Below are 5,061 nucleotides of genomic sequence, written 5' to 3'. Positions count from 1 at the left end.
TAGGTGTCAACAATTTTTTGCCGCAGGTCAAGGGAGTAGGGTTTCATCTCTAATCAAGAAAATACTCATGCTCTATGCTTTGAGCGTACCTCACTAGACAGGAAAAGGCTATATCATTTTCATTCATCTTAAATACACGAGCAAAACGCTTCTCTACTAAATGGTGAGCTTCAAGTCTTTGCCCTTTGAATTCCCGCCTTATCCAATCATGTCGTCGTGGATGATTCGCAAGCAAACCATAAGGGCCGATAATACTACCTCTGTTGGAACGATAAATTCCCTTTGATTGATCCAGCCATTGACCTCTACTTCTTGCAGGCACTCTACTCACCCATCTTGGCAAGGCGTTAGGAAGTCTTTTAATTAGCAAAGACTCCACGTTTGTAAGCGAGTGAGATTCTGAATAGGTTGTGTTTGGAAAAATACTGGGTTTAGCAACTCCTACCCCAGCATCAAACAAAAGGCATGAAGCCGCTATAAGGATTACTGCACTAGAGCCAAAAATAGACTTTTTCATCAGTATTTCCTCAACCAAACTTAACTTGAACGGTGATATCTCGGCGGGGTTGACCACCAGCACGAGCTGTTAAACCCCTAAGCAGAAAGCCTAAGATGAATGCTTCAGATGGTTTTGGGAAAAAAATACCAGAACTAGCTGCAAAAGAAGCGCCGCCTATAAGTGCAATGCGAGTAAACTTGCGTCTATTTAGCGCCATACTTATCTTCTCTGACTCGGACGTGAAGAAACAGGCTCAAGAAGTGCCTGAAAGACATTAACAAAAACTGGGCATTCGCTAGAACAGCTTGTTTCCACGGCAAGGCTACTTGCTTTAGAAACGTCAATTAATAGTAATTCTTTTTCTCCAGAAGAAATGGTTCGAGAAGCAACTTGATTCCCATCTAAATGAACAGATACTGTGACTTGACCTTTCCTAGCATTGTCTGCTATCCCAAATGCTAACCGTAGTGTTTTAAATTTAGATGCCGAGCCAGCTGGCCTAATTCTACAGGTCATTGAGGACGGCTGACCATCGCCGCCATAATAACCAGATGTCATATACATAACAGATGTAAAAAGTTCTTTACCTACAGAAATTTCTTCACGAGATGTTCCCCACCTACCACTCGTTTCTACACATGTATTTGACAGTAGGAAGGCAGGTTTCTTTGCCTGTACTACTTCTCCAGCTATTCCAGTACCAGCCAGGTATATGGCACCAACTGCGGCAACTTTACGGATAAACTTTATTTTATTCATGCTTGCTACTCACGTATTGTGACTCAAGATACGGCATTGTATCTACGTGAGCCTAAGTTAACACTCGAAAATCCGTTTGAAATCAGCAAAATTACGTACTAGAAATTTCCCTCCAGTTGAAAATTGCAAAGGCATTATAGCCCTGGCTATAATGCCTAATTCAGTTGTTGATAGGGTATTGAAGCCATCTGACTATAGTGCCAACGACCAATGTCTCAATTGGCTATTGTCGAAGCATTTGCCGACCTACCCGACACACGCCGCACCGCTAAACAAACAAGGCGTGAAAACTTCCACGCCTCAAGAACTACCTTTGTAAAACTAGAACTTATTTAGTATTTGTAGTACAGGTCGCTACTTCGGTAAATCTGGTATTTGAAGTGTAGTGCGCTTCCGGTGCTTAGCGGCGTATTAGCCTTCTCCCCAACCGATTCCCTACTCTTCGCGCAATGCCAGGGCGGGCACGATTCATAGAAGCTAATTCAGGTCGGAGATTTCCTGGAGTATGAACCCCAGGAATTTTATGTCCTGCATCATAGCCAGGTGGATTTCTCATACGAGAACCGCGCTGACGCAATTGATTTCTAATATACCCTCGAATACTCCTGTTAATTTTTGGATCGTTAGCAACTCTCCTCCACATTTCCACCTTAGCAGGTCTTAAACTACGATTAGTACGTATGGGAGGTTTAGCGACTACTGCTCCTACATCAGAAAGCAGAATTACAGTGGTTACCAATAAAGCTAACCCAGACATGAAGCGAGATTTTTTCATAAGGTGTTCTGCTCCAGTAATTTCAAGCAAACTTAACTTGAACGATGATGTCGCGGCGGGGTTGACCACCAGCTTCAACTATAAGCTGAACTTCACCACGCCCGCCACGACCGGGTTGGATGAGGTCATAGCGAGAAGTAACTTCGCCCAAAAGTGTGCGGTAGTTTGTGAAACCCACACCATAACTTGCACCTATAGATGGATCGTTGTCTCCTTCCCACGTTCCCCAATCATCAAACTGCGATCGCACTGGCATAAGCGATCCTGCTACCTCACTAGGTGAAAGTCCTTGTTTCGCTAGAAATTGAGAAGCAACGTGAATTCCTGTCATCGTAGGGCCGGAAATTTTAGCGGTGCTGATTTCACCCTGATATTCCTGAACAAAGCCAAACCCGACATTTGTTCCCCACTTATCTTGCTTTTGCTGACCCCAGAAAATAGTAGTTTCAGCTTGTGCCATCTGGGTTTTATCTTGAGTAAATCGGCGTTCGATAAAATCTTTGTCAGCTAGTTGGATCTGTAGAAGTTCTTCTTCTGAAGGGCCAAATGCGCCGGATAATGCACCTTTAATTACTCTACCAGCACCAAAGCGTACCAGACTACCAAAAACTCCACGAGCTGTTAATCCCCTAAGCAGAAAGCCTAAGATAAATGCTTCAGATGGTTTTGGGAAAAAAATACCAGAACTAGCTGCAAAAGAAGCCCCGCCTATAAGTGCAATGCGAGTAAACTTGCGTCGGTTAAGCGTCATGGTTATCTTCTGCGGCCTGGAGATGAGGAAATAGGCTCAAGCAAAGCTTGAATGAACGAAACTCCATCAATGTAACCATCACGATTGCTGGGAATTTCTATGGCAACACTGCTTGCTTTACTGACATCAAGCAATAACAAGGCTTTTTCGCCCACAGAAATAAACCGAGAAGCTGCCAGATTTCCATCAAGATAAACCTTTACTTCTACGGGTTTATGACCATGTTTAGTATCCTCACTACCAAATGCCAGACGCAAAGTTTTATACCTGGGTGCAGAGCCTGCGGGTCTAATTCGACAGCTAATTAATGAATTGTCCGATATAGCAAATATTTCGGTAAATACCTCTCTATTTATAGACACATCCCGTGAACTGCTTTTCATCAATCCCCTCTGAACACAGTTACTTGAAAAGAGGGAAGTAGTGCGCTGTTGTGCTTGTGCTATTTGTCCAGCTAATCCTGCAAAAACTAGACATATTGTTCCAGATGCAGCAATTTTACGGAGCAACTTCATTTTATTCATGGTTACTGCGGTTCGTGAATTTTGGCTCAAGATACGGCATTGTATCTACGTGAGCCTAAGGTAACACTGGAAAATTGGTTTAACTTCAGTAAGATTACGTAATTTGAATATTTCCAGTTGCAAATTGCAAAGTCATTACAATAGATAGATTCACTGATGCGTGATCGCGCCCTGTCCACACCTCTTAACCTGCGGACTTTTCAACTACTAGGCAAATTCACAAATATTTCTTCTACTAATTGCTTAGCTTTAGCGTCCAAAAGATTCCAGTCTACATCACCAGTGTCTTCTTCAATTAAGCTGGTATCAATCTCTACTTCTGCATTTTCTTGGTGGATCGCTTGATTATAATTGCGAAAACAAACTTGATAGCACAGTTCCCACAAATCAACGCTAACTTCGCGGTCTTGTTGTTGCAAACAAAGCAGATAGCCAGGATAGGGATTTGGGATATCAGCTAAAGCATTTTCGATTACAGACGCTTCTTCTGGTGAAGCGGTGGCGAGTTGTTGCTGCAAAGCAGTAAAAGCAGCTTTAGTTTCTTCTGATGTCCCCCCAGACCAAATTAGCACTTCTTTATAAGTTCCTTTCCAGGTTGATTGATCTAAGTGTTTGCGGATGTGGTCAATGATGCGGATGAAGGCTGGTTGCATCAGGATTTCCGCTTGCCCCCAACTGGTAATATCTGTGAATTTTGGTTGCATTATTTTATGAAAGATTAAAAAAGTTGGATAAAAGATTGTTCAAGGCTCAGGCTGTTAAGGTGACGAGGTTGGGACTTCTCGCCGGACATCTTTGACTTGACTAACTTGAAAAATTAATGTAAAAGGCTGACCCATTTTTTGCTCGACAAACTCTTCCAGTAGCAGCACTTGTTTAGGTGTTAAAACTTCCTGAGCGCGAACTGTGAGATAAACTTCTGGTGGGTTAGTTAACCAGTTGGACTCAGTTTTAATTAAATCTACTCGCTGAAAGGTAATGGTTTCTTTAAGCAGTGCTTGTTTTAAACTTGCTTCTAGTCGGGCTTGTCTGATTAATTGTACTAAGCTGATACCTAAAGGAACTAGGAGAATTGCTGTAAAAACCAGAGTCCAAGTTAGGGCTTTACGGGCGCGATTTAATGGGGTGTAGCCTGACACTAAAAATGTCAGCATACAAGCTAGGGTAATGCCCAACAAATTTGTCATGTACAGCAGCGCTGCACCGAAACTCAGCGACCAATTAGCTTGGGAAAGACCTAAGCCAATGACGCAAACGGGGGGCATAAGTGCGACTGCGATCGCAGTCCCAGCTAAAGTACCAGAAATTTTTGGCTGAACTTTGGCAAAGCCGCTGATTCCCCCGGCAGATACGGCAATTCCTAAGTCTAGCAGAGTCGGTTTAGAGCGAGACAGCACTTCGCTGCCAAATTCTGGCAGTCCGACAAAGGAACCGAGAAGAAACGCTAAAACAATCGCTAAAACTGTCCCCGCAATTACTGATTTTAACCCTTGGCGAAACAGCAGAATATCGCCTTCTAATGCGCCAAAAGCTAAGCCGCGAATGGGTAACATTAACGGGGCGATAATCATTGCCCCAATAATTACCGCCGCACTGTTGGTCAGGAGTCCGAAAGTAGCGATCGCGCAAGACCCAACAATCTGACTGCCTGACACATCTTTGTAGATGCTTGGTAGATCAAGGGTGACAGGTTAATGAACGGATGCGAGAGAACCAAATCTGGTCATAGAAATCATGCTCAGCCCGTTTAGAT

General features: G+C 43.4%; 9 protein-coding genes. 1 reads left to right on the top strand and 8 read right to left on the bottom strand.

Translation table 11 applies throughout. The annotated features are described in order from the left end of the window. Positions 1-49 precede the first annotated feature (49 nt). The 3 genes from NDI42_RS28615 to NDI42_RS28605 are packed head-to-tail and all read right to left on the bottom strand — an operon-like array spanning position 50 to position 1,258. Positions 50-517 carry a hypothetical protein gene (locus NDI42_RS28615; RefSeq protein ID WP_190456231.1) on the bottom strand — a complete coding sequence of 156 codons (468 nt, stop codon included), beginning with the start codon at positions 515-517 and terminating at the stop codon, positions 50-52. Positions 518-527: 10 nt separating this feature from the next. Next, on the bottom strand, positions 528-716 hold the full coding sequence (locus NDI42_RS28610) for a hypothetical protein (RefSeq protein WP_190456230.1): 189 nt from the start codon (positions 714-716) through the stop codon (positions 528-530). A 2-nt stretch (positions 717-718) separates the two neighbouring features. Further along, positions 719-1,258, bottom strand: a complete 540-nt coding sequence (locus NDI42_RS28605) for a hypothetical protein (protein WP_190456227.1) — start codon at positions 1,256-1,258, stop codon at positions 719-721. Between the two features lie 151 nt (positions 1,259-1,409). On the opposite strand from NDI42_RS28605, the gene NDI42_RS28600 reads away from it, so the two are divergent. After that, the gene (locus tag NDI42_RS28600; protein WP_190456225.1) at positions 1,410-1,577 is read left to right on the top strand and encodes a hypothetical protein; all 168 of its coding nucleotides are present in this window, start codon (positions 1,410-1,412) and stop codon (positions 1,575-1,577) included. Between the two features lie 81 nt (positions 1,578-1,658). Here the strand turns inward: NDI42_RS28600 and NDI42_RS28595 are convergent, their stop codons facing one another. The 5 genes from NDI42_RS28595 to NDI42_RS28575 all read right to left on the bottom strand — a co-directional run bounded on the left by NDI42_RS28595 (position 1,659) and on the right by NDI42_RS28575 (position 4,963). Continuing rightward, entirely contained in the window at positions 1,659-2,033 is a 375-nt protein-coding gene (locus NDI42_RS28595; RefSeq protein WP_190456222.1) for a hypothetical protein, read from the bottom strand. 22 nt (positions 2,034-2,055) lie between these two features. Further along, a complete protein-coding gene (locus NDI42_RS28590; protein ID WP_190456221.1) occupies positions 2,056-2,784 on the bottom strand; it encodes a Tat pathway signal protein in 729 nt (242 codons plus the stop codon). A gap of 2 nt (positions 2,785-2,786) precedes the next feature. Then, a complete protein-coding gene (locus NDI42_RS28585) occupies positions 2,787-3,308 on the bottom strand; it encodes a hypothetical protein (protein ID WP_190456218.1) in 522 nt (173 codons plus the stop codon). A 200-nt stretch (positions 3,309-3,508) separates the two neighbouring features. Continuing rightward, positions 3,509-4,012, bottom strand: coding sequence for a hypothetical protein (locus NDI42_RS28580; RefSeq protein WP_190456216.1), 504 nt, complete (start codon positions 4,010-4,012; stop codon positions 3,509-3,511). Positions 4,013-4,066: 54 nt separating this feature from the next. Next, positions 4,067-4,963: a DUF389 domain-containing protein gene (locus tag NDI42_RS28575; protein WP_313931190.1), complete on the bottom strand. Its 897-nt coding sequence runs from the start codon at positions 4,961-4,963 to the stop codon at positions 4,067-4,069. Positions 4,964-5,061 lie beyond the last annotated feature (98 nt).

The sequence above is a fragment of the Funiculus sociatus GB2-C1 genome, assembly GCF_039962115.1.
Classification (GTDB): domain Bacteria; phylum Cyanobacteriota; class Cyanobacteriia; order Cyanobacteriales; family FACHB-T130; genus Funiculus; species Funiculus sociatus.
This window is presented reverse-complemented; position numbering and strand designations above follow the sequence as displayed.